The 21,830-nt window shown below is 65.4% G+C and carries 27 protein-coding genes and 1 tRNA gene; 24 read left to right on the top strand and 4 right to left on the bottom strand.

Annotated elements, in window-relative coordinates; translation table 11 throughout:
- Positions 1-23: 23 nt before the first annotated feature.
- From Q8K84_RS10580 to Q8K84_RS10550, 7 genes are all read left to right on the top strand, one after another.
- On the top strand, positions 24-665 hold the full coding sequence (locus Q8K84_RS10580) for a RibD family protein (RefSeq protein ID WP_305282606.1): 642 nt from the start codon (positions 24-26) through the stop codon (positions 663-665).
- Positions 666-1,256, top strand: a complete 591-nt coding sequence (locus Q8K84_RS10575; protein WP_305282605.1) for a riboflavin synthase — start codon at positions 666-668, stop codon at positions 1,254-1,256.
- Positions 1,257-1,298: 42 nt separating this feature from the next.
- On the top strand, positions 1,299-1,760 hold the full coding sequence (ribH, locus tag Q8K84_RS10570) for a 6,7-dimethyl-8-ribityllumazine synthase (RefSeq protein ID WP_305282604.1): 462 nt from the start codon (positions 1,299-1,301) through the stop codon (positions 1,758-1,760).
- The gene (nusB, locus tag Q8K84_RS10565; protein ID WP_305282603.1) at positions 1,757-2,227 is read left to right on the top strand and encodes a transcription antitermination factor NusB; all 471 of its coding nucleotides are present in this window, start codon (positions 1,757-1,759) and stop codon (positions 2,225-2,227) included. The genes ribH and nusB overlap by 4 nt, the downstream gene beginning before the upstream one ends.
- Complete coding sequence (gene thiL, locus Q8K84_RS10560) at positions 2,214-3,182, top strand: thiamine-phosphate kinase (protein ID WP_305282602.1); 969 nt, start codon at positions 2,214-2,216, stop codon at positions 3,180-3,182. Before nusB ends, thiL begins: the two co-directional genes overlap by 14 nt.
- Before the next feature lie 40 nt (positions 3,183-3,222).
- Entirely contained in the window at positions 3,223-3,657 is a 435-nt protein-coding gene (locus Q8K84_RS10555; RefSeq protein ID WP_305282601.1) for a hypothetical protein, read from the top strand.
- A gap of 192 nt (positions 3,658-3,849) precedes the next feature.
- A complete protein-coding gene (locus Q8K84_RS10550) occupies positions 3,850-5,976 on the top strand; it encodes a sodium-translocating pyrophosphatase (protein WP_305282600.1) in 2,127 nt (708 codons plus the stop codon).
- Positions 5,977-6,061: 85 nt separating this feature from the next.
- Here Q8K84_RS10550 and Q8K84_RS10545 read toward each other — a convergent pair whose 3' ends face one another.
- Complete coding sequence (locus Q8K84_RS10545; RefSeq protein WP_305282599.1) at positions 6,062-6,547, bottom strand: outer membrane protein assembly factor BamE; 486 nt, start codon at positions 6,545-6,547, stop codon at positions 6,062-6,064.
- A gap of 106 nt (positions 6,548-6,653) precedes the next feature.
- Between Q8K84_RS10545 and Q8K84_RS10540 the strand changes: the two genes are divergently transcribed.
- The 7 genes from Q8K84_RS10540 to Q8K84_RS10510 all read left to right on the top strand — a co-directional run bounded on the left by Q8K84_RS10540 (position 6,654) and on the right by Q8K84_RS10510 (position 10,747).
- Entirely contained in the window at positions 6,654-7,184 is a 531-nt protein-coding gene (locus Q8K84_RS10540) for a ubiquinol-cytochrome C chaperone family protein (RefSeq protein ID WP_305282598.1), read from the top strand.
- Positions 7,181-7,699 (top strand): DUF177 domain-containing protein, encoded by a 519-nt coding sequence (locus tag Q8K84_RS10535; protein WP_305282597.1) that lies wholly within the window; start codon positions 7,181-7,183, stop codon positions 7,697-7,699. Before Q8K84_RS10540 ends, Q8K84_RS10535 begins: the two co-directional genes overlap by 4 nt.
- 63 nt (positions 7,700-7,762) lie before the next feature.
- Positions 7,763-8,818 carry a phosphate acyltransferase PlsX gene (gene plsX / locus Q8K84_RS10530; protein ID WP_305282596.1) on the top strand — a complete coding sequence of 352 codons (1,056 nt, stop codon included), beginning with the start codon at positions 7,763-7,765 and terminating at the stop codon, positions 8,816-8,818.
- Between the two features lies 1 nt (position 8,819).
- Entirely contained in the window at positions 8,820-9,800 is a 981-nt protein-coding gene (locus tag Q8K84_RS10525; RefSeq protein WP_305282595.1) for a beta-ketoacyl-ACP synthase III, read from the top strand.
- 91 nt (positions 9,801-9,891) lie between these two features.
- Positions 9,892-10,200: an integration host factor subunit alpha gene (locus tag Q8K84_RS10520; RefSeq protein WP_305282594.1), complete on the top strand. Its 309-nt coding sequence runs from the start codon at positions 9,892-9,894 to the stop codon at positions 10,198-10,200.
- 3 nt (positions 10,201-10,203) lie between these two features.
- Complete coding sequence (locus tag Q8K84_RS10515; protein WP_305282593.1) at positions 10,204-10,611, top strand: MerR family transcriptional regulator; 408 nt, start codon at positions 10,204-10,206, stop codon at positions 10,609-10,611.
- Positions 10,612-10,670: 59 nt separating this feature from the next.
- Positions 10,671-10,747: transfer RNA gene (locus Q8K84_RS10510), tRNA-Pro, on the top strand.
- Between the two features lie 60 nt (positions 10,748-10,807).
- Here the strand turns inward: Q8K84_RS10510 and Q8K84_RS10505 are convergent.
- Both Q8K84_RS10505 and Q8K84_RS10500 read right to left on the bottom strand, forming a co-directional pair.
- The gene (locus Q8K84_RS10505) at positions 10,808-11,005 is read right to left on the bottom strand and encodes a DUF2842 domain-containing protein (protein WP_305282592.1); all 198 of its coding nucleotides are present in this window, start codon (positions 11,003-11,005) and stop codon (positions 10,808-10,810) included.
- 68 nt (positions 11,006-11,073) lie between these two features.
- On the bottom strand, positions 11,074-11,322 hold the full coding sequence (locus Q8K84_RS10500) for a GlsB/YeaQ/YmgE family stress response membrane protein (RefSeq protein WP_305282591.1): 249 nt from the start codon (positions 11,320-11,322) through the stop codon (positions 11,074-11,076).
- A 166-nt stretch (positions 11,323-11,488) separates the two neighbouring features.
- Between Q8K84_RS10500 and Q8K84_RS10495 the strand changes: the two genes are divergently transcribed.
- Positions 11,489-12,520 (top strand): COX15/CtaA family protein, encoded by a 1,032-nt coding sequence (locus tag Q8K84_RS10495; RefSeq protein WP_305282590.1) that lies wholly within the window; start codon positions 11,489-11,491, stop codon positions 12,518-12,520.
- 16 nt (positions 12,521-12,536) lie between these two features.
- Here Q8K84_RS10495 and Q8K84_RS10490 read toward each other — a convergent pair whose 3' ends face one another.
- Positions 12,537-13,946, bottom strand: a complete 1,410-nt coding sequence (locus Q8K84_RS10490) for an alkaline phosphatase PhoX (RefSeq protein ID WP_305282589.1) — start codon at positions 13,944-13,946, stop codon at positions 12,537-12,539.
- 160 nt (positions 13,947-14,106) lie between these two features.
- Here Q8K84_RS10490 and Q8K84_RS10485 point away from each other — a divergent pair, with 160 nt between their 5' ends.
- The 9 genes from Q8K84_RS10485 to Q8K84_RS10445 all read left to right on the top strand — a co-directional run bounded on the left by Q8K84_RS10485 (position 14,107) and on the right by Q8K84_RS10445 (position 21,797).
- Entirely contained in the window at positions 14,107-14,763 is a 657-nt protein-coding gene (locus tag Q8K84_RS10485) for a 2-hydroxychromene-2-carboxylate isomerase (protein WP_305282588.1), read from the top strand.
- A 108-nt stretch (positions 14,764-14,871) separates the two neighbouring features.
- Positions 14,872-15,585 (top strand): GTP cyclohydrolase I, encoded by a 714-nt coding sequence (folE, locus tag Q8K84_RS10480; RefSeq protein WP_305282587.1) that lies wholly within the window; start codon positions 14,872-14,874, stop codon positions 15,583-15,585.
- 10 nt (positions 15,586-15,595) lie between these two features.
- Entirely contained in the window at positions 15,596-16,024 is a 429-nt protein-coding gene (locus Q8K84_RS10475; RefSeq protein WP_305282586.1) for a BLUF domain-containing protein, read from the top strand.
- A gap of 153 nt (positions 16,025-16,177) precedes the next feature.
- The gene (rplM, locus tag Q8K84_RS10470) at positions 16,178-16,651 is read left to right on the top strand and encodes a 50S ribosomal protein L13 (protein ID WP_305282585.1); all 474 of its coding nucleotides are present in this window, start codon (positions 16,178-16,180) and stop codon (positions 16,649-16,651) included.
- 5 nt (positions 16,652-16,656) lie between these two features.
- Positions 16,657-17,127 (top strand): 30S ribosomal protein S9, encoded by a 471-nt coding sequence (gene rpsI, locus Q8K84_RS10465; RefSeq protein ID WP_305282584.1) that lies wholly within the window; start codon positions 16,657-16,659, stop codon positions 17,125-17,127.
- Positions 17,128-17,217: 90 nt separating this feature from the next.
- The gene (gene argC / locus Q8K84_RS10460) at positions 17,218-18,207 is read left to right on the top strand and encodes an N-acetyl-gamma-glutamyl-phosphate reductase (RefSeq protein ID WP_305282583.1); all 990 of its coding nucleotides are present in this window, start codon (positions 17,218-17,220) and stop codon (positions 18,205-18,207) included.
- A gap of 102 nt (positions 18,208-18,309) precedes the next feature.
- Positions 18,310-19,893 carry an ATP-binding protein gene (locus Q8K84_RS10455; RefSeq protein ID WP_305282582.1) on the top strand — a complete coding sequence of 528 codons (1,584 nt, stop codon included), beginning with the start codon at positions 18,310-18,312 and terminating at the stop codon, positions 19,891-19,893.
- A 67-nt stretch (positions 19,894-19,960) separates the two neighbouring features.
- Positions 19,961-20,458 carry a peptide-methionine (R)-S-oxide reductase MsrB gene (gene msrB / locus Q8K84_RS10450; protein ID WP_305282581.1) on the top strand — a complete coding sequence of 166 codons (498 nt, stop codon included), beginning with the start codon at positions 19,961-19,963 and terminating at the stop codon, positions 20,456-20,458.
- An 82-nt stretch (positions 20,459-20,540) separates the two neighbouring features.
- Positions 20,541-21,797 carry a serine hydrolase gene (locus Q8K84_RS10445; protein WP_305282580.1) on the top strand — a complete coding sequence of 419 codons (1,257 nt, stop codon included), beginning with the start codon at positions 20,541-20,543 and terminating at the stop codon, positions 21,795-21,797.
- Positions 21,798-21,830: the final 33 nt, after the last annotated feature.

Below are 21,830 nucleotides of genomic sequence, written 5' to 3'. Positions count from 1 at the left end.
TCGCCTGGCGCCGGCGTCCGGCCATGATCACCTTGAAACTGGCCACGTCCCTCGATGGCCGTATCGCCACCGCCCAGGGGGAGAGCCGCTGGATAACAGGCGCAGAGGCGCGCGCTCAGGTCCACCGGCTGCGCGGGGCCCACGATGCGGTCGTGATCGGCGCGGGCACGGCGCTGGCTGATGACCCTGAACTGTCGGTGCGTCTGCCCGGCCATTCCGGCCCCCAACCCGCCAGAGTCGTGCTGGACGGCCGCCAGCGACTGCCCGTCACCTCCCGGCTGGCCAGTTCCGCTCGCACGGTCCCCACCTACGTGGTCTCGACAGAGCCGCTGAAGCCTTCCCTGGCCGCGGCGGGCTGTAGGGGGGTCGTGGTGGCGAGCCTCGGGACAGGACGACCAGACCCTGTTGCGGTGATTGCGGCGCTGGCCGCGCTTGGCCTGCGCCAGCTGTTCGTAGAGGGGGGCGGGGAGGTGGCCGCCAGCTTTCTGCAGGGTGGCGTCGTTGACCAGCTGGAGTGGTTCCGCGCACCTATCATCATCGGCGGGGAGGGGCGTCCAGCCGTGGGCGCCCTGGCCTTGGAGGCGCTGGCCCAGGCGCCGAGGCTCGCCCGAACGCAGGTCAGCGCCCTCGGCGACGACCTCTGGGAAACCTATGAGAGGATTTGAATGTTCACCGGCATTATCACCGACGTTGGCCAGGTGCGGGCCGTTCGAGACACAGATCGGGACCGCAGGTTCGAGATAGAGACGCGATTTGACCTGCCCACCATTGAGATCGGCGCATCCATCGCCCATGCCGGCTGCTGCCTGACAGTGGTAGAAAAGGGCGTGGACTGGTTCGCGGTGGAGGTGTCCGGCGAAACCCTCGACAGGACCACGCTGGGGGCGTGGGCGCCGGGTCACCGGGTCAATCTTGAGCGTTCCGCCCGGGTGGGCGACGAGCTCGGCGGGCATATCGTCTCAGGGCATGTGGATGGGGTGGGCGAGGTCGTCGCGGTCCGGTCCGAGGGGGGCTCGCACCGGGTTCAGGTCAAGGTTCCGCGGCCCCTACACCGATATATCGCCCCCAAGGGCTCCATAACCGTCGAGGGGGTGTCACTGACGGTGAACGAGGTCGAGGATGATGTCTTCGGCGTGAATCTCATCCCGCACACCTGGGAGGTCACGACGCTGGGAGACCTGAAAGTCGGCTCAAGGGTGAACCTGGAGATCGACATGCTGGCGCGCTATCTCGCGCGGTGGCGCGAAACCGCCTAAAGGCAGAGAGAAGATCGCCTCCCGCGGTCGCTGGAATCTATGATGCAAGACGAGAAGCTGCGCGTCCTCGTGGTCGAGGCGCGGTTCTATAGTGAGATCGCTGACGCCCTGCTGGCCGGCGCGAGCGATGTTTTGAGCGCTCATGATGTCGATTTCGATATCGTCACCGTGCCCGGCGCCCTGGAGATTCCAGGGGCGATCGCCATAGCCGACGCCTCGGGGGCGGGGGCCGGCGTCGCCTATGATGGCTACGTGGCCCTTGGCTGCGTGATCCGCGGCGAAACCTATCATTTCGAGGTGGTGTCCAACGAATCAGCCCGTGGGCTGATGGACCTGACCCTCAACCGCCGGCTTTGCATCGGCAACGGCATCCTCACCGTGGACGAAGAAGCTCAGGCCTGGGACAGAGCCCGGGCGAGCCAGGCCGACAAGGGTGGCGGGGCGGCGCGGGCCTGTCTGGAAATGATCAGTCTCAAGGCCCGCCTGTCCGGGCATGATCAATGAACGGAGATCTTCCCCCAGCGCCGCAGCCTGCGCGACAGGCCCGATCCGTCGCCCGTCTGGCCGTCGTCCAGGCCCTCTATCAGATGGAGGTCTCTGGCGCTGGCGTCGAGGCGGTGATTCGCGAGTTTTCCGACCATCGTTTTGAGCGGGATGTTGAGGGTTTTGCGCTTACCGGCGCCGATGAGACGTTTTTCGCTGAACTGCTCCGGGGGGTGGTCGCCCATCAAGGCCCGGTTGATCGCGCCGTGGTTCGGCGGCTGGCGCAGGGCTGGCGACTGGAACGCCTGGACGCCACAGTCCGCGCGATCCTGCGTTCGGGCGCCTATGAGTTGTCTGAGCGGCCCGATGTCCCGACCGAGGTGGTGATCGACGAGTATGTGGAGTTGGCCAAGTCGTTCTTCGACGGCCCAGAGCCCGGCTTTGTCAACGGCGCCCTGGATGGCGTGGCCCAGGATGTCCGGACCTGACGAGACCGGCCACTCGCCGGGGGAATTCGAACAGATCGCCCGGCTCTACCGTCCCCTGACCCGGGGAGCGCCAGAGGCGCTTGGCCTGCTGGACGACGCCGCGGTGATCCCGTCGCGGCCGGGATTTGACCTCGTGGTCACCAAGGACGCCCTGGTCGAGGGGGTTCACTTTCCCCAGGGCGAAGCCCGCGACTTGGTGGCGCGGAAGCTCCTGCGGACCAATCTCTCGGATCTCGCCGCCAAGGGCGCTGAGCCCTACGGGTACTTCCTGGCGGTGGCCTGGCCCACCGGGACGGACTTCGCCGCCCGCCAGGCCTTCGCCCAGGGACTTGATGTCGATGGCGCCGCCTTCGAGACGTATCTGCTGGGGGGAGACACAGTCTCGACCTCCGGCCCGCTGGTGGCCAGCATGACCCTACTGGGCTGGGTCCCGCAGGGCCGGGCGGTTCTACGTTCCGGAGCGAAGCCTGGGGACCTGGTCATGGTCAGTGGCCCGATCGGAGATGGGGGGCTTGGCCTCGCCGCCGCCCAGGGCCGTTGGCCAGACCCGGGCGGAGCTTTGATCGAGCACTACCGTCTGCCGATCCCGCGACTCGATCTTCGAGACCACCTTCGCCAGTGGGCTTCAGCCTGCGCAGATATCTCCGATGGCCTGCTGGCCGACGCCGGCCATGTCGCCACAGCCAGCGGCGTCGCCCTGCGTCTGGACCTGGGGGCGATGCCCCTGTCATCGAGCGGCCGAGCCTGGCTTCAGGCGCAGCCGGCTATCGACCAGGGGCTGGCGGTGCTGGCCAGCTTCGGCGACGACTATGAATTGCTGATCACAGCGCCGCCAGGCGCGGCCGGGGCCTTGGGCCTTCCCGTGATCGGCGTGGCTGAGGCTGGGGCAGGGGTGATCGCCACGTTCGATGGCGCGCCTTTGCCGATTGCTCGGGGTGGCTGGACTCACCCGTGATCGTAAGAATGCGGCAACCCTAAACCGCTAGCTTGGCAGCATGCACCGCCGAAGCCTTCTGGCCTTCCTTCCCGCTGTCCTGTTCGCCGGCCAGGCGTCGGCCGCCGCCCCCTCGGGCGGAAAGGCGGCGTCTACGGGGCAGCATCTGGACATCTCGCCTGTGGCCCTGCCGGTCGTGCTCGGCGAGCGCGTGGTCAACTACATCTTCGTGGGCGTGCGGCTGAGCTTTTCGCCGATGGCCAACCTGCAGAAGGCTCGAGAGCGGGAGCCGTTCTTCCGCGACGCCCTCGTGCGGTCCGGACACCGGGCTCCCTTCACCAGCAAGACCGACTTTGTCAGCATTGATGTGGAGCGGTTGAAGGCCGTGATGCTCAAGGAGGTCGTGCGGCTGGGCGGCAAGGATGTCCAGGGCGTTGCGGTCATGTCCCAGACGGCAAAGCGTCAGAACGGCTTGCCCAAGCATCCCGGCGCCTGACCGGGGCGAGCGCGGCCCAGCCCACAACCCGTTGCGCCCCTATCGCAACCTTGGCACAGTCGCCGCGCGACCAAAAAAATAGAGGCGGTGCAATGACGCCGCCTCAACCCAGAGGAAACGTTGCGACCTGTCCTTCCCGCCGAGCTGGCGTGGAGCGGCTGTTTCGCGCCATTGAATAGGGGCGTCTGAACTATGAGTCTCGAGCTTATGCTGGTGATCATCGCCGGCCTGCTGGCGGTGCTATACGGCGTCGTCCAGTCCGCATCCCTGATGCGGGCTTCCCCCGGCAACCCCCGAATGCAGGAGATCGCCGCCGCGATCCAGGAGGGCGCGCAGGCCTATCTGCGCCGCCAATACGCGACCATCGCCATGGTGGGCGTGGTCATCCTCATCGGCGTGGGTGTGCTCCTGGGCGTTCTGCCGGCGATCGGCTTTCTGATCGGCGCAGTCCTGTCCGGCGCAGCCGGGTTCGCCGGCATGTGGATTTCGGTGCGCGCCAATGTCCGCACCGCCCAGGCCGCATCGGAGAGCCTCGAGAAAGGCCTTTCCCTCGCATTCCGTTCAGGTGCGGTCACCGGCATGCTGGTGGCGGGCTTCGCCCTGGTGGGCGTGGCCGGCTACTTCTTCGTGCTCACCGGCCCGCTTGGCCATGAACTGACCAGCCGCGAAGTTGTGGACTCTCTGGTCGCTCTGGGCTTTGGCGCCTCCCTGATCTCCATCTTCGCCCGTCTTGGCGGAGGCATCTTCACCAAGGGCGCCGACGTGGGCGGCGACATGGTGGGAAAGGTTGAGGCCGGCATTCCCGAGGATGACCCGCGCAACGCCGCCACCATCGCCGACAATGTGGGCGACAATGTCGGCGATTGCGCTGGCATGGCCGCCGATCTGTTCGAGACCTATGCGGTGACCACCGTGGCCACCATGGTCCTGGCGGCCATCTTCTTCCGGGGCACGCCCCTCGTCGAAACCATGATGATGCTGCCCCTGGCCATCTGCGGCGTCTGCATCATCACCTCGATCATCGGCACCTTCTTCGTGCGCCTGGGCAAGTCTCAGAACATCATGGGCGCCCTCTATCGCGGCCTGATCGTCACCGGACTGCTGTCGGTGGGCGCCATCTGGTGGGTGACCACCAGCATGGTCCCTGAGGCCGTCACCCTGGGAACCCGCACCTTCGACGGCCTGTCGCTCTTCTATTGCGGCATGGTCGGTCTGGCCGTGACCGCGGCCATCGTGGTCATCACCGAATATTACACCAGCACCGCCTTCCGCCCGGTGAGGTCGGTGGCCAAGGCCAGCGTCTCGGGCCACGGCACCAACGTCATCCAGGGCCTTGCGGTCAGCCTGGAGTCCACGGCCCTTCCGGCCCTGATCATCATCGGTGGCATCATCGTGGCCAATGGCCTGGCGGGCCTGTTCGGGATCGCCATCGCCACCACGGCCATGCTGTCCCTGGCAGGCTTCATCGTCGCCCTCGACGCCTTCGGCCCGGTGACGGACAATGCCGGCGGCATCGCCGAGATGGCGGGTCTACCCGCCGACGTTCGGGTGTCCACCGACGCCCTGGACGCGGTCGGCAACACCACCAAGGCGGTCACCAAGGGCTACGCCATCGGCTCGGCCGGTCTTGGGGCGCTCGTGCTGTTCGGCGCCTATACCGAGGACCTGCGCTACTTCTCGGCCACGGCTGAGCCTGGGTCCTTCTTCGAAGGCGTGGGCGTTGTGGCCTTCGACCTTTCCAATCCCTACGTGGTGGTTGGTCTGCTGTTTGGGGGACTGCTCCCCTTCCTGTTCAGTGGCATGTCCATGACCGCCGTGGGTCGCGCCGCCGAAGCCGTCGTGGTTGAGGTTCGCCGACAGTTCAAGGAGAACCCCGGCATCATGACCGGTGAGGTCAAGCCTGAGTATGGCCGGGCCGTGGACATTCTGACCAAGGCCGCGATCCGCGAGATGATCGTGCCGAGCCTTCTGCCGGTCGTCTCCCCGGTGGTGCTGTTCTTCGCCATCATGGCCATCGCGGGCAAGGCTGACGCCTTCTCAGCCCTGGGCGCGATGCTGATGGGGGTCATCGTCACGGGCCTGTTCGTCGCCATCTCCATGACCTCGGGCGGCGGCGCCTGGGATAACGCCAAGAAGTTGATCGAAGAGGGCCATCACGGCGGCAAGGGTTCGGAGGCTCACAAGGCCGCCGTGACCGGCGACACCGTCGGCGACCCCTACAAGGACACGGCCGGCCCGGCCGTGAACCCGATGATCAAAATCACCAACATCGTCGCTTTGCTGCTGTTGGCGATCCTGGCCCATGGCGTGGGCGGCTAGCCCCGTCTTCGAGCTCTGAACGAGGAACGCCCCGGAGAGTGATCTCCGGGGCGTTTTCCATTTTTCGATGAGAGCGTTGGTCGTCCTAGCGACGATCCCCCGGACGGTTGCCCGGCACCGACTCGTCGTCCCGAGGCAACATGCCGCCGCGGCCGACATTGCCCAGGAGCTGTTCGAGAACGGTCAGCTCGCGGCCCCGGGTCGGAGTTTCGCGGTCGTTGAAGGCGACGACCTTGCCGTCCTCCAGGGTGTAGTGGTCCACCGACTCGACCACTTCGCTGTCGGCGTTGAATTTGATGGCCACCACCTCGCGGTTCACGACCTGGGGCTTTCGGAAGGCCACCTGCTCTTTCACCTGGGCGATATAGAACCAGATGTCGTCCTCGAAGGTCGAGGTTGTCGAGGGTGAGCCCAGGCGGCCGCGGACGGTGGACTTGGTGTCCTCGCCGACCTTCACATCGGTCGGATTGGCGTCGATGGCCTGGAAGCCGGAATAGGTGGTGATCGGGGCGCAGGCGCTGGTGGCCAGCAGTCCGGCCGAGAAGACCGCGAAGGCGACATGGCGAAACATGAGGAAACCGGACCTGTTCAAGATTTCAAGACTTTGACCTATCGCCCGCGGGGCCTTAGTTCAATGCCCGCCGTTAGCGCCCTGTGGCGGCGAAATCGAGGCCAAGATGATTCTGGAGCGTCTCTTTCGTCCCAAACCCGCGAAGATCGCGGGGCAGAAGCTGTATGCCGGCGTCGTGGCGCAGGCGAGGCAGCCAGACTTTTACAGCCGGTTGGCCGCCCCCGACACGGTCGAGGGGCGCTTTGAGCTCTACTCCCTGCACGTGGTGCTGCTGCTCGATCGCCTGAAGCGCCAGGGCGCGGCGGCGGGCACCACCGCCCAGGCCTTGTTCGACGCCTATGTCTCCGCCCTTGACGACGCTCTGCGAGAGATGGGGGTAGGGGACCTGTCCGTGGGCAAGAAGATGCGGAAGCTGGGCGAGGCCTTCTATGGTCGGGTGAAGTCGTACGAGGCCGCCCTGGCGGCGCTCCCAGACGAGGGGCCACTGGCTGGGCTGATCATCCGTACGGTCTATGCCGAAGCCGAGGGCGCGCAGGCCCAGCCGCTTGTGGACTACATTCTTCGGCAACGGCGACTGCTGGCCGATCAGCCCCTGGATGCGATCCTGGCCGGCGATGTGGATTGGGCCGCCCCATGAACGAGACGCCTATCTGGTCTCATCGGTTCCGCATGGCCGATCTCTCCCGCGGGCCTGTGGTGTTGTCACTCGAGGCGGACTCGGCGACCCGCGACTCCCTGGCGAGTCATCTGGGTCTGAGGGTGATCAAGTCTCTGGTGGCGGAGGCGCGGATTCGCCCCTGGCTGGATGGGGCGGAAATCAGCGGGCGGTTCGAAGCGCTCATCGAGCAGGAATCGGGCATCTCCCTGGAGATCTTTGACCAGGTGGTGGCCGGGCCGCTGGAGGTGAGGCTCGTGCCGGCCGGTAGCCCGAATGCGCCAGATCCCGAGATCGAACTCGACCCCGAGGCGCCTGACCCGCCGGAAATTCTCGACGGGGACATCATTGATGTGGCGGCCTATGTGGTCGAGCATCTGGCGGTAGAGATCGACCCCTTTCCGCGTCAGCCCGGCGAGACCTTCGAGTATGTATCGCCACAGGATGACGACTCGCCCTTCGCCGTGCTTAAGCGGTTGAAAGACGACAATGGGTGAGCGCCCGCCAATGATCGCCGGAGCGGCCTGCATCTGTTGCCGAATTGGGGCTGAAATCACGCCGTGAGTCAGGTTTTCACCATCTCAATCGACGCCATGGGGGGCGACCACGGCCCAGTGGTGACCATACCTGCCCTGGCCAGGGTCGCGCTGCGCCTGGGGCCAGACGTGCGCTTCCTCGCCCACGGCGACGCTACGCGAATCGAGGCGGAACTGGCTCGACTTCCTGATCTGGTCGGCCGGGTCGAGGTTCGTCATACCGAGAAACAGGTGGCCAGCGACGAGAAGCCGGCCACGGCCCTGCGCCGGGGCAAGGGCACCAGCATGTGGAACGCGGTCGAGGCGGTGAAGTTGGGCGCCGCCGGCGCAGCCGTCTCAGCCGGAAACACCGGCGCCCTTATGGCCATCTCCAAGCTGATTCTGCGCATGAGCGCTGATCTGGATCGACCCTGCCTGACCGCCAGCTGGCCGACAGTGCGGGGCTTCACCACCGTGCTCGACGTGGGCGCCAATGTGGATTGTGACGCCGCCAGGCTGGTGGAGTTCGCGATCCTGGGCGAGGCTTTCCACCGCGCCGTACACGGTGTTGAACGTCCGTCCATCGGACTTCTGAATGTCGGTTCAGAGGACATCAAGGGCCATGAAGAGGTCCGTGAGGCCCACCGGATCCTCCGCGAGGGCGGCGTGGGCCTGAACTATCATGGCTTCGTCGAGGGGGATGACCTCACCCGCGGGGTGGTCGACGTGGTGGTCACCGATGGCTTCACCGGCAATGTGGCGCTGAAGACCGCCGAGGGGGTGGCGAAGTTCATCTCCGGCGAGTTGCGGACCGCCTTGACCTCCTCCCTCTCATCCAAGCTTGGGGCGCTGCTGGCGCGCAAAGCCCTGCTCGCTTTTCGCGAGCGACTCAGCCCGCCCGCAGCAGCGCCCTTGCTTGGCCTCAATGGGGTGGTGGTGAAGAGCCATGGGGGGGCCGAGATTCGCGATTTCGCGGACGCCATCCAGGTGGCGGCTGATCTGGCGCGGAGCGACTTCTCCAGCGAGATTGCCCGAAGCATGACGCGGCTGGGTTTCGACCCCCAACCGATCACCGCCGAGGCGGGTCAGGGAGGCGAGTAAGTTGAGTTCTGTGCGTCGCAGCGCCGTCACCGGCGTGGGGGGGTATCTCCCCGACGAGATCGTCACCAATGACGACCTGGCGAAGTTTGTGGACACCAGCGATGAGTGGATCCGCGAGCGCACCGGCATCCAGATGCGCCGCCGGGCGGCCCCCGATCAGGCGGTCTCTGACCTTGCTGTCGAGGCGGCGCGCCGGGCGCTGGCCGCTGCCGGGCGCAGCGTTGACGAGGTCGATCTGATCATCGTCGCCACCACCACCCCCGATCTGACCTTTCCGGCCACGGCGGCCATCGTCCAGCGGAAGCTGGGATGTCCGGTGGGCGTCGCCTTCGACATTCAGGCGGTCTGCTCAGGCTTCGTCTATGCGCTCTCGGTCGCCGACGGCTTCGTGGCCGGCGGCCGCAGCCGTTGCGCCCTGGTGATCGGCGCCGAGATGATGACCCGGCTGATGGACTGGACCGATCGCGGCACCTGCGTGCTGTTCGGCGACGGCGCCGGCGCCGTGGTGGTCGAGCCCGTCGAGGGGCAGGGAACGACGGCCGACCGTGGCCTTCTGGGCTTCGCCCTGCGGGCCGATGGGACCAAGCAGGACCTGCTCTATGTGGACGGCGGCCCCTCCACCAATGGCCAGGTCGGCAAGCTGCGAATGCAGGGCAATCAGGTCTTTCGCCACGCCGTGGTGAACATCTCAGAGGCGGTCACCGCCGCGGCCGCCGACGCCGGAATTGAGGTCGACAAGGTCGACTGGTTCATTCCGCACCAGGCCAATCTGCGAATTCTGGAAGGCGTGGCCAAGCGCCTGGGTATTGATGAGGCGAAGGTCGTCACGACGGTCGCCGAGCACGCCAACACTTCGGCGGCCTCGATTCCCCTGGCCATGTCCGTGGCCGTGGCCGACGGCCGGATCAAGCCCGGGGACCTCCTTCTGCTCGAGGCCATGGGCGGCGGCCTCACCTGGGGCGCCTGTGTGCTTCGCTTCTGAGCGGCTGCTCAGAAGCGGTCGGGAACCCTTTGACCTTGCGCGACAATCACTGCATGAGGGGGGTTCATAATTGTCCGGGGGCGGGGTGCGTATGAAGGGCTCGACATTGACGCGGGCTGATCTTTGCGAAGCAGTCCACGACGAAGTGGGACTGTCGCGCCAGGATTGCGCCACTCTGGTGGAACGAACCCTGGAGCTGATGATCCAGGCCCTTGAGGCTGGCGAACAGGTCAAGCTCTCGGGATTCGGCGTCTTTCAAGTCCGCGCCAAGCGCGCCCGGATGGGGCGTAACCCTAAGACGGGTGAGCCGGCCGCGATCGAGCCACGCCGGGTGATTGGCTTTCGAGCCTCCCAGGTGATGAAGGCGAGGGTCGACAAGGCGCTCGCTGGGGACGACTAGGCCGTGGCCAAGAGCCCCGAGGCCTTCCGGACGATCTCGGAAGCGGCTGAGGAGCTGGACGTGCCTCAGCACGTCCTGAGATTCTGGGAGACCAAGTTCTCCTTTATCCGCCCCATGAAACGCGCCGGCGGCCGGCGCTTTTATCGCCCCCAGGACATCGCCGTCCTGCAGGGGGTGCGCCGCCTGCTGCACGACGAAGGCTATACGATCAAAGGCGTCCAGAAGCTCCACAAGGAGCAAGGGGTTCGCCGGCTCCTCACCGTGGCGCAGGCAGATGGCGATGTGCCGCCGGTCTTTGAAACATTCCTGGAAGACGAAGCGCGTCAGCGTCTGTGGGCGGTTCTGGCCGACCTCGAAGAGGCCAAGCTCGCCCTTGATGAGCGACTTGGGGACAGGGGTGACGGTGGCTGACTTTGCGGGTTGCCCGTCGCGGGGCGCCCGCCTATAAGACGCGACCTCGCCGCTGGCGACGGAGCGTAGCGCAGCCTGGTAGCGCACTTGACTGGGGGTCAAGGGGTCGTGGGTTCGAATCCCGCCGCTCCGACCATCGTCCAAACTGGACGGGGTCGAACAAGGGGCCACCGCCGCGCGGGGCCCGTCAGGGGCCTCAGTGGCCGCGGTTCATCCAACTGATGAGCGGCAGGATGGGGATCCCCCAGGCCAGCCCCGCAACGGCGAAATAGACCGTCTGAATCCACAGGCTGTCGGGCAAGCGCTCGCCCACCAGGATGGCCGCCACCGCATAGGCGGTGACGAACGCCACCATACCAAACAGGCCGATCAGTTTGCGCAGTCGGGCGCTCATCAGTTCCTCGCGACGCATGCGGCGCCAGGTCGGCGCAACCCCCATATAGGTTGCGCCGCCGCCCGATGTCACTTGCGCCGGATAAGACCAAGAATGGCCAGGAGCAGGACCGCGCCGATGGTCGAGACGATCAGGCTGCCGATGAAGCCACTGAACGGGAAATCAATCGCGTTGGCGATGAACCCACCAATGAGCGCGCCGACCAGGCCCACCACCAGGTTGGTGAAAAGCCCGTGGTCGCGTTTCATGATCTTCTCGGCGATCCAACCCGCGAAGATGCCAATGATAATCGCGCCAAGGATACCTACGCCGCTCATGCTGTCTTCCCTCTCATGTCCGGCTGTGGTCGCCGCCTTTGCAGAATGCGGCCAAGCTTGGGGGGTTCCAAAAGACCTGACAAGGTCCGCAGACCATGGACGGATTTCCTCCGGTGCTTTAGCCCATGGCCCAACTTAAACCCCAAAGAGGCGCGATCCCGCCGCAATGACCTCGTTCCTGCGTTCGGACCGGTCGACTCCGGTCGCCATCTGGCTTTCCATCGTCGCCGCTCTCGTGCTGCTGATGGTGGTGGTCGGCGGCGCGACCCGCCTGACGGACTCCGGCCTTTCCATCACCGAATGGCGACCGGTCACAGGCGCCCTGCCGCCGATGTCCGACGGGCACTGGGAGTCGGAATTCGCCAAGTACAGGGAGATCCCGCAGTACCAGCTGGTCAACCGCGGCATGTCCCTGGACGAGTTCAAGGTCATCTACTGGTGGGAGTGGGCGCACCGCTTCCTGGGCCGTCTGGTCGGCCTGGTTTACGCCTTGCCCTTCGTCTACTTCCTGGTCCGCAAGGAGATCCCCAGGCGCCTGATCCTGCGCTGCGTGGGGCTGTTTGCGCTTGGCGGACTGCAGGGCGCCATTGGCTGGTGGATGGTTTCGAGTGGGCTGTCGGAGCGGGTGTCGGTGGCGCCAGAGCGCCTCATGGTCCATCTGGGGCTGGCCTTTATCCTGTTCTCCGCCCTGATCTGGACGGCGCTGGACGCCTGGCGGGGGGAGGCGCGCCAATCCTTGCCCAGCCCCTGGAGCGGCCTCGCCCTCGGGCTTATGGGGCTGATCTTCCTGCAGATCCTTCTCGGGGCCCTGGTGGCCGGGAATGACGCGGGCAGGGTCTATAATGACTGGCCGCTGATGAACGGCACCCTCTTCCCGCGGGACTATGCCGGCGACGGTCTGTGGGGAACCATCGCTCATAGCCAGGGGGCGGTGCAGCTCCATCACCGGCTCATGGGCTACGTCCTGACGGCGGCGGTGATCTGGATGGCCATCAGCGCCCGCCGGACCAACTATGTGCCGTCCTCAGCCAAGCGGCTGATGATGGCCACCACCCACGCCACCCTGCTGCAGGTGGTGCTGGGGATCGCCACCCTGATGCTGGTGGCGCCCCTGTGGCTGAGCATGATCCACCAGTTCCTGGCCGCCGTGGTTCTGGGACTGGCGACGGCCTTCGCCTGGCGCATCCGACGGGTTTAGGCCCCCTGACGCAGGCCTATGCGCGGAAGCTGTTCCAGGGTCCGGTGATCGCCACTGTCAGTCCAGGCCAGTAGATGTTGACGAAGCAGGTGGACCCATCCGGCGAGAAGCAGGCGCCGGCCAACTCCGCATTCCCCTCAAAGACATTGCGGGCGATCGTATAGATCCGCCCATCTGGCGTGATCCCCTTCAGGTGATTGCGCAGGGTGTCGGAATAGCGATCTTCGCAGGCGAACATGTGCCCCCAGGGCGAGATGGCCAGGTTGTCGGCGAAGTCCATGACCCGGAGATCAGTGGGCTCGACAAACAGCTCCAGCTGACCTGGGGCGTCAGCCTCGCCAGGCTGGCCCTCCTGCGGGCTGGGGATGTAGCGCAGTACCTGGCCATGGCCGGCGGGCCCGCTCGAGGTGCAGGTGAAATAGACCCCCTCCGGGCTCCAGAAGATGCCTTCACCCCGGCCGATGAAGGCCGCGCCGGCGTTATGCATGCGCAAGCGCAGATCTTCATTGGGATTGTCTGACCCTTCCACATCGATCCAGACGCAGGCCTTGCGGTCGCCCACCTGCCAGGTGGGTTCGGATCCCTTCATGTTACGCGCATCGCCGCCCTCGGGCGCGTCGCGGAACCCCAGGACCTGCAGCCGCCCGCCCTTGGCGAGATGGCGCCGGTCATTGGGCAGGAAGCGGTAGAACAGACCCTTGGAGTCGAAGGAATCCTCGGTCTGGTAGACCACGCCGGAGCCCGGATCGACCGCCGCCGCCTCATGCTGGAATCGACCCATGGCTTTCAGGGGAACCGGGTCGACCAGTCCTTTCGCCTTTGCCGGCACCTCAAAGACCCAGCCGTGTTCCTTGCCCAGCCCCGCCTTGGGGGAGAGGGTGGTTTCCTCGCAGGTCAGCCAGGAGCCCCAGGGCGTGACGCCGCCGGCGCAATTGACCAGGGTGCCGGTCAGGCTGAGATGCTGGCTCTCCAACCGCTGGCGCTTCAGGTCGTAGACCAGGGTGGTGACGCCGCCCCCCAGGGGATAGCCGTCGGGTCCCACATCATAGGCCTGCTCGCGCTTGAGCTTATCGGCCAGCTTCCGGCCATGACCCAGGGGACCATAGTTCAGGTCGCGGGGGCTGAGCTCATGGTTGCGGAGGAGGGCGATTCGCGACCCGCCCAGGGGGACCACGCCCATGCCGTCGGCCTTGTAGGGCACGAAAAAGCCGTCATCCATGGTCTGGCCGGCATGGGAAATCACCCGGTAGGAGAAGCCCTCCGGCAGATCGAGAATCTTGTAGGGGTCCGGCTTCAACGGGCCATAGCCATAGACCTCGTTGAGATAGGTCTCAGTGTCGGCCTGAGCCTGGGCCCGCAGGGCGTAGCCGGAAAAGGCCGCGCCGGCCGCGGCGGCGCCCAGCAGGGCGCGTCGATGAAGAGACATGGGGCTCCAGAGGTCAAAGGCGTTTGACGTCATTCTATGCGAAAGCCGTGGCGAGGCGATGACAGGTGTCAAATCCAGGGTTGGATCGCTTCGATATGACAGTTATCGTGTCAATATATAACGGCGAGCATCTCGCCTGAGAGAGCCAGCGGAGGCCCAATTGACCCTGACCTACGACCTCTACTGGTCCTTCCGCTCGCCTTATTCCTACATGATCACCCCCCGCCTGATGGCTCTGGAGGCGGAGTTTGACGTGACCGGCGTTATCCGCCCGGTCTATCCGCTGGCCGTCCGGACGCCGGAGTTCTTTGAGACCCGTGACCCCCTGTGGTTCAGCTATTTCCTGACCGACATTCATCGTGAGGCAGGCTTCCTGGGCCTGCCCTTCGCCTGGCCCCGGCCTGATCCGGTCTTTATGGACATGGCCACCCGGACCTATCCCAAGGAACAACCGCACATCCACCGCCTGACCCAGATGGGGGTGGCGGCCGCTGAGCGCGGAAAGGGACTGGCCTATCTGACCGAGGTCAGCCGTCTCATCTGGAGCGGGGAGGTCGAGAATTGGCATGAGGGGGATCATTTGGCTGGGGCGGCTGAGCGCGCCGGGCTCGATCCCATAGAACTTGCCGCAGCCGTAGACGCCGAGTCCGCCAGACTCGACGCCGTCGTCGAGGCCAACCAGGTCGCGCAGCGGCAGGCGGGCCACTACGGGGTGCCGATGATCGCTTTCAACAGCGAGCCGTTCTTCGGTCAGGACCGGTTTGATCAGTTCAAGTGGCGGCTCGAGCAGCAGGGACTGACCCGACGGGTTGGCTGAGGGCCACAAGCTGGTAGGCGGCTTGGCTGGACCTGATACAGTCTGGCTCGGGGTCGCGTTCGGCGCGGCCCTGGCCCGATGACGGCCTCACCTTTCGACAGATGGTTCATGAGCGAGTCCAAACCGCCCCCCGGTCCGCCGGAGCCAACGCCCGTCTCGGCCCGGATCCGGGCGCGGCTGAAGTCCTCCAACAAGCGCTTCTTCGCCAACGACAATATCGCCGCCTTCCTGGAGCCCGGCGAGCTCGAAGGGTTGCTGGACGAGGTCGAGGGCAAGTTCCGCTCCGTGCTGGACAGCCTGGTGATCGACACCGAGAGCGATCACAACACCCAGGACACCGCGCGACGTGTGGCGAAGATGTACCTGACCGAGGTGTTCCGCGGCCGGTATGCCGAGGCGCCGCCGGTGACGGAGTTCCCTAATGCCTCGGCGCTGAACGAGTTGATGATCGTTGGCCCGATCACTGTCCGAAGCGCCTGCAGCCACCATTTTTGCCCGATCATGGGGCGGCTCTGGGTCGGGTTGATGCCCAATGAGCACTCCAACCTGATCGGCCTGTCGAAATACTCCCGCCTGGCCGAATGGGTGATGTCTCGCCCCCAGATCCAGGAGGAGGCGATCACCCAGATGGCCGAGCTGCTGATGGAGAAGGTTCGTCCCGACGGTCTGGCCGTGGTGATGGAGGCCGACCACTTCTGCATGCACTGGCGGGGCGTGAAGGATACGGAGACAAAGATGACCAACAGCGTTATGCGCGGGTCGTTTCTGAAGGACCACACCTTACGCAGCGAGTTCCTCTCGCTGATCAGGTCCAGCAAGTAGGTAAGGCGTCATGCTCGTTCGTTGTCTCTACGCCAGCCGCCCATCGACCGCCCTGGAGGGCGCTGAGCTTGACCGCATTCTCCAGCAGTCCAGGAAAAACAACCCTGCGCTGGGCATCACCGGCCTTCTCTGCGTCTCCGACAATCTGTTCATTCAGGTGATTGAAGGCGGGCGTGACGAGGTTTGCGACCTCTACAACGCCATTGTGCGCGATGACCGGCACCAGAACGTCCGGATGCTCTCCTATGAGGAAATTTCCGAGCGGCAGTTCGGGAATTGGACCATGGGCCAGGTCAGCATCAAGAAGCTCAATCCCTCCCTGGTGCTCAAATACTTCCGCCGCCTGGAGTTCGACCCGTTCGAGTGTTCCGGCGCCGCCACCCTCTCCCTGCTCAACGATCTCGTGGCCACCGCTTCGATCGTCAACCGCGGGGACTGAGGTTGAGCCTGGTAATATAGTACCACGTCCCCGCAGACCGTGATTTATAAGGCTTTCCGGGCTATCTGTGTTGACAACCTGATGTGCGGCACGTACATGCCGCGCCTCACGTCGCCGGCGCTACGCCGCCGTCGCAACTAACGGATCGTCCCCATGATGAAGACCACGGCTTCTTTGAAGCCCGCCGAGGTCGAGAAGAAGTGGATCGTGATCGATGCTGAGAACGCCGTGGTCGGCCGCCTCGCTTCGTTCATCGCCATGCGTCTTCGCGGCAAGCACCGGCCCGACTACACCCCGCACGTCGATTGCGGCGACTATGTCGTGATCGTCAACGCCGACAAGGTGAAGTTCACCGGCAAGAAGCTGACCGACAAGATCTATTACTGGCACACCGGTCACCCAGGCGGCATCAAGGAGCGCACCGCGGACAAGATCCTCGGCGGCAAGTTCCCCGAGCGCATCCTGGAAAAGGCCGTGGAGCGCATGCTGCCCAAGGAAAGCCCCCTGGCCCGCAAGCAGATGACTCACCTGCGCATCTATACGAGCGCTGAGCATCCGCACGCCGCCCAGAACCCCGAGACCATCGCGTTCGCCGAGATGAACGCCAAGAACGTGCGGAGCGCCTGAGGCCCATGTCCGAGACCCAAGGTTTCGAGGCCCTGCAAAGCCTCTCGTCCAACCCCGAAGCCGCGCCGCGTGAGCCGGTCATCGACCAGTACGGCCGCTCCTACGCCACCGGTAAGCGCAAGAACGCCGTGGCCCGGGTGTGGATCAAGCCCGGCAAGGGCAAGATCACCATCAATGGCCGCGACCAGGAGATCTATTTCGCGCGCCCCGTGCTGCGCATGATGATCGCCCAGCCGCTGGAGATCGCTGACCGTCTGGGCCAGTTCGACGTCATCGTGACCGTGAAGGGCTCTGGCCTTTCGGGTCAGGCCGGCGCGGTCCGTCATGGCATCGCCAAGGCGCTCACCTATTACGAGCCGGGTCTGCGTCCGGTCCTGAAGCCGCACGGCTTCCTGACTCGTGACTCCCGTGTCGTCGAGCGTAAGAAGTACGGCAAGGCCAAGGCCCGCCGCAGCTTCCAGTTCTCGAAGCGCTAGTCGCGCGCGAACACCGCGTATGCGAAATGGGGCGCTTCGGGAGACCGGAGCGCCCTTTTTCTTGTTCATCGTCCCAGGCGGGAGACGACCATGGCCCATAAGATCTTCATTGACGGCGAGGCTGGCACCACGGGCCTGCAGATCCGCCAGCGCCTGGCCGGTCGGCGTGACCTGGAGGTGGTGTCGATTGATCCGGCGCGACGCAAGGACGCCGACGCCAGGGCTGAGCTGCTGAACAGCGTCGACGTGGCGATTCTCTGCCTGCCTGATGACGGCGCCCGCGAAGCCGTGGCCATGATCGTCAATCCTGACGTGCGGGTGATTGACCCCTCCACCGCCCACAGGACCGCGCCGGGCTGGGTGTTCGGTTTCCCGGAGCTCGCCCCGGGGCATCGTGAAACCATCGCCGCATCCAAACGGGTCACCAATCCGGGCTGCTGGTCCACAGGCTTTATCGCCCTTGTCGCCCCGCTGGTCCGGGCCGGGCTGATTCCTGCGGAGGCCGCCCTGAGCGTCCATGGGGTGTCGGGCTATTCCGGTGGCGGAAAGGGTCTGATCGCCGAGTTTGAAGACACCCCTGCGCCCGCGCCTTCGGCTGACGCCTTCCGTTCCTATGGCCTGACCCTGGCGCACAAGCACCTTCCCGAAATGGTCGCCTATACCGGCCTGACCCACGCCCCGGTCTTCTCCCCGGCGGTAGGGCGCTACGCCCAGGGCATGATCGTCGAGGTTCCGTTGGCGCTGTGGGCCCTGCCGGGTCAGCCCGGGGTCGGTGATCTGCGCGCGGCGCTGTCAGAAGCCTATGCCAACGAGGCCTTCGTCCAGGTCGCCAGTGATCTGGAGATGTCCAGCCTCAGCCAGGCCCGGGCCGGGGCGGCGGGCTATGTTCATGCCCTCGACCCCGAGGCCGTGAACGACACCAACACCTTGCGCCTCTACGTCTTTGGAGATGAGTCCAAGGGCCAGGCCCGACTGATGGCGGTGTTGGATAATCTGGGCAAGGGGGCGTCCGGAGCGGCGGTCCAGAACCTCAACCTGATGCTGGGACTGGATGAGGGCGCGGGGTTGACGCGCGCCTGAGGGCCGAAAGTGACAGCCTGCGCGCCAACACCAACAATGAGTGCTTAACCGGACTCCGATATGTGTGGGGGGTCATAGTCTGGCGCTTAAGGATCTCGTTTCATGACCCATGTGTCATTCCTCGATCCCGACTCCGAGGCGGAATGGCCGCGCCAGGAATCGCCGGCCCTCGACGCTGGCGCCTTCTTCGACGTCTCCCATGATCTGCTCGTGATCCGCGACATCGAGGGACGCGTCCTGAAGGCCAGCCGCTCCTGGCTGACCACCTTGGGGCACGATCCGGCGGAGATGGAGGGACGGCCGCTGCTGCGTCTGGTCCACCCCGACGACCTCCCCAGCACACTGGGCAGCGTGGATGAGGTTGAGCAGCGCAAGGCTGGTGATCCGGTGCTGGGGTTTATCAACCGCTATCGGCATCGGGACGGCGGATACCGCACCCTTGAGTGGCGCGCTCAGAGATTGGGCGACCGGATCTATGGCGTCGCCCGCGACGTGACTGACCGGGTCGCGGCCGAACAGGCCCTGCTGGAAGCCAAGGCGGCGGCCGAGGCGGCGAGCCGGGCCAAGACCGACTTTCTCGCCAATATGAGCCATGAGGTGCGCACCCCCCTCAACGGCGTGATTGGCATCATCGATGCGCTGTCGCGCACCCCCTTGAGCCCCGACCAGGCGGAGATGGTGGGCCTTGTCCGGGATTCCGGCGTGATCCTTGAGCGTTTGGTCTCAGACTTCCTCGTGGTCTCCAAGATTGAGGCCGGGCAGCTGGAGCTGGAAACCCGGGCCTTTGATCTGGAGGAGGCGCTACGGCCCTTTATCGAGGTCACGCGCCTTCGCGCCGAAGAGAAGGGCCTACGCCTGCACGTGGACCGAGACGAGGCGATTCAGGGCCGGTTTCTAGGGGACGCCACCCGGATCGGGCAGATCGTCGGCAACCTGTTGTCCAACGCCGTCAAGTTCACCGAGACCGGGCACGTCGCCCTCCGAATTGGTCGGGTGGAGGGGCCCGGCGGGGACCATCTGACCCTTGTGGTCGAGGATACCGGCGTGGGGTTCGACGCCGCCGCGGCCGCTCGCCTGTTTGATCGTTTCAGCCAGGCTGACGAGACCATCAGCCGACGCTTCGGCGGGACGGGTCTCGGGCTGTCCATCTGCCGGTCTCTGACCGCCCTGATGGGGGGAGAAATCTCGGCGGAGTCGGAGCCGGGTCGGGGCAGTCGCTTTGTGGTCTCGATCCCGCTGCCCCAGGCGGAGCCTGTCCTCCTCGACGAGGCGTCGCGCCCCGTGGACCGAGATCCGGCGGCCGTCCAACGGCCCCTGCGCATTCTCCTGGCTGAGGATCACCCAACCAACCAGCGGGTGGTCCAGCTCATTCTGGCGAGTCAGGACACAGAGATCGTGACCGTCGAGGATGGTCGCCAGGCGGTGGCGGCTTTCGCCGGCGGCGGGTTCGACATCGTGCTGATGGACATGCAGATGCCCCACATGGACGGTCTGAGCGCCACCCGCGCCATCCGGGCCCTTGAAGCCGAAGAGGGACGGGCGCCAACCCCCATCGTCATGCTCAGCGCCAACGCCATGGTCGAGCATCAGGCCGACGCCCTGTCTGCGGGCGCGAACATCCACGTGGCCAAGCCGATCACCGCGGCCAGCCTGCTGGCGGGGATACAGGCTGTTCTGACGTCCTAGGGAGTGGTGGTTCGGGACATTTTGGCTGGGGTTCATCCGCAGTCCGAAACCCAGCGTATAATCGGGTATGAACCTGCTGCACGCCTTCCATCGCCGCGCCGTTCTTCTCGGCGCTAGCGCGCTCGCCGCCTGCGGCGGCGCGCCCCAGGCCAAGACTCCCGACACCCATGCCAGTACGCCCTGGCGCAAGCTGACAGACGCGGAGTGGAAAAGCCGCCTCTCCCCCGCCGCCTATCAGGTTCTGAGGCACGAGGGGACCGAGCGGGCGGGATCAAGTCCGCTCGACAAGGAGACCCGCCGCGGAACCTATGTCTGCGCCGGCTGTGAGCTGCCCCTGTTCAAGTCGGACTGGAAGTATGACAGCCGCACCGGCTGGCCGAGTTTCTATCGGCCCATCGAAGGGGCGCTGGGCGAGAAGACCGACTTCAAGATCGGCTTTCCCCGGACAGAGTACCACTGCGCCCGATGCCTGGGTCACCAGGGACACGTGTTCAAGGATGGGCCACGGCCTACGGGGCTGCGCTACTGCAACAATGGCGTGGCGTTGAAATTCGTGCCGGCCTGAACCGTCCGATGAAATTCTAGGCCGAGGTTCGGCGGCGCCCTAAGACGTCCTTCAACGAGGGACAACACCTTAGGGAGGTATGATGCGACACCATATGGGACGCCGACTGGCTGGAGCCGCTTCGGCGCTCGTTCTCTCTGCGCTGGCCATGGGCCCGGCCTTAGCTGAAGTGCCCGTGGTCGCGCCGGCTGAGGCCGGTTTCGCGGCGACAGGTATCGAAGCTCTGAGTTCCGAAATGCAGAGCCTGGTCGACCAGAAGAAGCTGGCCGGCGCGGTCACCCTGTTGGCCCGGCAGGGCAAGGTCGTCCATTTCGAGGCCTATGGCGTTCAGGATGTCGCCACGGGCCAGCCGACGGCCCGCGACACCATCTATCGCATCGCCTCGATGACCAAGCCGGTCGCCGGGGTGGCCATGATGATTCTCTGGGAGGAGGGGCGCTGGAGCCTGGACGACCCGGTGGCCAAACATATCCCGGAATTCGCAGACCTCGCGGTGGCCACTGCGGGCGGCGGAACCGAGCCGCAATCCCATCCCATGACCATGCGCGAGCTCATGAGCCACACGGCCGGCTTCGACGTCAGCGCGGGCTATGAGGATGACGGCCTGCAGGACGGCGATCTTCAGGCCATGATCGACAAGCTGGCGGCCTTGCCTCTTGCGGTTCAACCGGGAACCGACTGGCGCTATGGGCCGAGCGTGAACATCCAGGGGTATATCGTCGAGAAGCTTTCGGGCCAGAGCCTGGACGCCTTCCTCAAGACGCGCCTCTTCGATCCCCTGAAGATGGAAGACACAGGCTTTCATGTTGAGGCGGCCAAGCTCGGTCGGGTCTCAGCGATGCATACCTATGGTGATGACGGCCTGATCGCTCCGGCTGGCGAGGTAAGGGCCGCGCCGACGAGTCCGCCCGCCTTCCTCTCGGGCAGCGGCGGCCTGTTCTCCACCGCCGAGGACTATTGGCGCTTCGCCCAGATGCTGGCCAATGGCGGCGAACTGGACGGCGTTCGTATTTTGAAGCCGGACACGGTTGAGCTGATGCGCACCAATGTGCTGGCCGACGGGGTGACCGTCGACCTCTATGGTCCCAGTCAGACAGGCGTCGGCTTTGGGCTGGATTTCGCGGTGATCAACGATCCCGCGGCCGCAGGCACGCCTCAGGGCCTGAACTCATTCTACTGGGGCGGGGCGTTCGGCACCTGGTTCTGGATCGATCCGACCAACGATCTCGTTTTCGTCGGCATGATCCAGAATCTGCGGGGCAGCATTCCTGGCGCAGGCACCCCGGCCATGCGCGATATCTCGCCGCGCCTGGTCTATGACGCCCTGAGCCCCAACTAGCGCCTCAGGGTCCGTCCTCCCTGCAGAGGACGG

The sequence above is a fragment of the Phenylobacterium sp. genome (genome assembly GCF_030679875.1).
GTDB lineage: Bacteria > Pseudomonadota > Alphaproteobacteria > Caulobacterales > Caulobacteraceae > Phenylobacterium.
The sequence above is the reverse complement of the archived record's forward strand: the minus strand, read 5'-3'. Positions and strand labels throughout refer to the sequence as shown.